At 58.9% G+C, this 3,482-nt stretch carries 3 protein-coding genes; all 3 read left to right on the forward strand.

Annotation, left to right across the window (positions count from 1 at the left end; translation table 11 throughout):
- Positions 1 to 236: type VI secretion system tube protein TssD (tssD, locus tag L977_RS06685; protein ID WP_047625388.1), on the forward strand; the 236-nt coding region annotated here is incomplete at its 5' end.
- Between the two features lie 160 nt (positions 237 to 396).
- Entirely contained in the window at positions 397 to 3,027 is a 2,631-nt protein-coding gene (tssH, locus tag L977_RS06690) for a type VI secretion system ATPase TssH (RefSeq protein ID WP_047625390.1), read from the forward strand.
- 21 nt (positions 3,028 to 3,048) lie between these two features.
- A partial coding sequence (locus L977_RS06695) for a hypothetical protein (RefSeq protein WP_047625392.1) occupies positions 3,049 to 3,482 on the forward strand: 434 nt, incomplete at its 3' end.

Raw genomic sequence — 3,482 nt, forward strand, 5'->3', positions numbered from 1 at the left:
AATTCAAGTGGTACAAAATCAACGACGCGGGCCAGGAAGTGGAGTACTTCAACACCAAACTGGAAAACGTGAAGGTGGTGAAGGTGAACCCGCTGATGCACGACGTCAAAGATCCTTCTTTTGAGAAGCACAACCATCTGGAACAGATTGAGCTGCGCTACGAAAAAATCACCTGGACCTACAAAGACGGCAACATCATTCACTCCGACTCCTGGAACGAACGTACCACTGCATGATTGCCTGAGCAGACGGTTTTCCGTCTGCTTTTTTTGCTGAGCGCCTGCCACAACGGACGCTCAGCAAAGAACACACAATCTGCCTGCCTGACCTGATGCGCTTTGGTAAGCAAACAGCGAGGGGCGGTAGCGTGCCCGGAACTGATAAAGAGAGAGTCTCATGGAAAATCCAGCCGTTCTGTTACGTCGTCTTAATCCCTACTGTGCCCGTGCGATGGAAGGGGCCGCCTCCCTGTGCCAGACCCGTGCGCATGCGGAAATTCTGCCTGAGCACTGGCTGCTGAAGCTGCTGGAGCAGGGCGAAGGGGACATCACGGTAATTGCCCGCCGCTACGAGTGGGATATGGACGCGATCTGGCAGGATTTGCTGGCGTTTCTCGACAGGCTTCCACGTTCGATGCGCAGTCGCCCGGATCTTTCTGACAGCATCCAGACCCTGATGCAAAACGCGTGGCTGCACGCCTCGCTGGCGGGGGAAACGCAGATCCGCAGCGTGCATTTACTGATGGCGGTGGTGGAAAAACCTTCGCTCGTGCGCTGCGACGGTCTGTGGCCGCTGACCACCACCGGGCAGAGCCAGCTTGAGCGCCTTCGCGGGCTGCTGGATGCCCAGTCTGACGAACGGGAAGAAGTGCAGCAGGAAGAGGCGCCGGGCAACAGCAATGAAGTGGAATTTGTGGGCCGTCCGGTGAATGTGGATATAAAGGAAGGGGAGCTCAGCCCGGCGCTGCATAACGCGCTGGACAAGTTCACCCTCGACGTCACCGCGCGCGCGCGGGACGGCAAAATCGACCCGGTGTTTGGCCGCGACAATGAAATCCGCCAGATGGTGGACATTCTCTCAAGACGCCGCAAGAACAACCCGATTCTGGTGGGCGAGCCGGGCGTCGGCAAAACCGCGCTGGTGGAAGGGCTGGCGCTGCGCATTGCCGAAGGCAACGTGCCTGAGAGCCTGAAACTCGTCACCGTGCGCACCCTCGACCTCGGCCTGCTGCAGGCGGGCGCGGGCGTGAAGGGCGAGTTCGAACAGCGCCTGAAAAACATCATTGAGGCGGTGCAGCAGTCCCCGCTGCCTGTTCTCCTTTTCATTGACGAGGCCCATACCATCATCGGGGCAGGCAATCAGGCAGGCGGCGCGGACGCGGCCAACCTGCTCAAGCCCGCGCTGGCGCGCGGTGAACTCAGAACCATCGCTGCCACCACCTGGAGCGAGTACAAGCAGTACTTCGAGCGCGACGCCGCGCTGGAACGCCGCTTCCAGATGGTGAAGGTGGACGAGCCGGACGACGATACTGCCTGCCTGATGCTCAGAGGGCTGAAGTCCCGCTACGCGCAGCACCACGGGGTGCACATCACCGACGAGGCGGTGAAGGCCGCCGTCTCGCTTTCCCGCCGCTACCTGACGGGGCGTCAGCTGCCGGACAAGGCAGTGGACCTGCTGGACACCGCCTCCGCGCGTGTACGCATGAGCCTCGACACCGTGCCGGAGCCGCTGATCCGCATGAAGGCGCAGCTCACGGCGCTGGATATGGAGAAGCAGGCGCTGCTGGAGGATATCGCGGTGGGAAACACCTCTCACGGCGAGCGTCTGGCGGCGATTGAGCAGGAAGAGAAGCACACCATTCTGGCGCTTGACGCGCTGGAAACCCAGTATGGCGACGAGCTGAAGCTGACGGAACAGCTGCTGGCCTGCCGACAGAACATCGCCCGCCAGGCGGACATTGCGGATTTGCAGCGCCAGCTTGGCGACGTACAGCAGGGCAACCCGCTGCTGGGCCTGGACGTAGACACCCTCAGCGTGGCAGCGGTGATTGCCGACTGGACCGGCGTGCCGCTTTCCTCATTAATGAAGGACGAGCAGACCGAGCTGCTAAGCCTGGAAGATCACCTGGCAAAACGCGTGGTGGGCCAGGACGCGGCGCTGAACGCCATCGCGCAACGCCTGCGCGCCGCCAAAACCGGCCTTGCGTCGGAGAATGGCCCGCAGGGCGTGTTCCTGCTGGTCGGCACCAGCGGTACCGGTAAAACCGAGACCGCGCTGGCGCTGGCCGACGAGCTGTTTGGCGGCGAAAAATCCCTGATTACCATTAACCTCTCCGAGTACCAGGAGCCGCACACGGTTTCGCAGCTCAAGGGCTCGCCTCCGGGCTACGTCGGCTACGGCCAGGGCGGCATCCTCACCGAGGCGGTGCGCAAGCGGCCGTACAGCGTAGTACTACTCGATGAAGTCGAGAAAGCACACCGGGACGTGATGAACCTGTTCTATCAGGTCTTTGACCGCGGGTTTATGCGCGACGGCGAGGGGCGCGAAATCGACTTCCGCAACACTGTTATCCTGATGACCTCCAACCTCGGCAGCGACCATCTTATGCAGTTGCTGCAGGAACAGCCGGAGGCCACCGACGGCGACCTGCATGAGCTGCTGCGCCCGATCCTTCGCGACCACTTCCAGCCCGCGCTGCTGGCGCGCTTCCAGACGGTGATTTACCGTCCGCTGGCGCAGGCGGCGATGCGCACCATCGTCGGGATGAAGCTGAACCAGGTGAGCAGGCGTTTGGCGCGTCACTTCGGTATGAAAACTACGATTGCCGACAGCCTGCTGGACGCGCTGACCGATGCCTGCCTGCTGCCTGACACAGGGGCGCGCAACATCGACAGCCTGCTGAACCAGCAGATTTTGCCGGTGCTGAGCCAGCAACTGCTGACGCACATGGCGGCGGGGCAGAAGCCGCAACGTCTTACCCTCGGTTGGGATGAGGACGTTGGTATTGTAATGGTCTTTGATGAATAAGATCCCTCAAGGATAACGATCATGGACAGTGCAAAAGAAATTGCCAGAGATATGCTGGATGCCATCAATATCGATGGGTCTGGCTTCTGGGGGGCCGTAGCGAAAGGTTTTATCTCTTTCCCTGTCAGTCTTGGATATCTCGGGTATGATTTTATTGATACTGAGCATCGCAGGGAAAACCTGGGTGATAAATTCAGGATGGCAGGATTATTAAAGAGAAATGTTTTTGACAGAGACATGGTTCATAAAATTATAAACTTCTTTATAGAGGATTTTACATCTCGTATAGATGTGGTGAAAATATCTAATGTGATCAAGGAAATTTCTGGGGGAGCCGCAGGGAAGGTGCTGTTTTCACAGTTGACGGGCGTTAATCTTGGTTTGGCTATTTCATCCCGTGCTGTTACTGTGTTTTTTTCAGGATATATGGCAGGCATCCTCCTTTCTCTATGTTC

Origin of the sequence: Enterobacter sp. ZOR0014 (genome assembly GCF_000798855.1) — a bacterium.
In the GTDB taxonomy this organism is placed as follows: Bacteria; Pseudomonadota; Gammaproteobacteria; order Enterobacterales; family Enterobacteriaceae; genus Enterobacter; species Enterobacter kobei.

Excerpts from the sequence above, each read along its gene's own strand:
- tssH (WP_047625390.1), top strand. The coding sequence starts at position 397 with ATGGAAAATCCAGCCGTTCTGTTACGTCGTCTTAATCCCTACTGTGCC.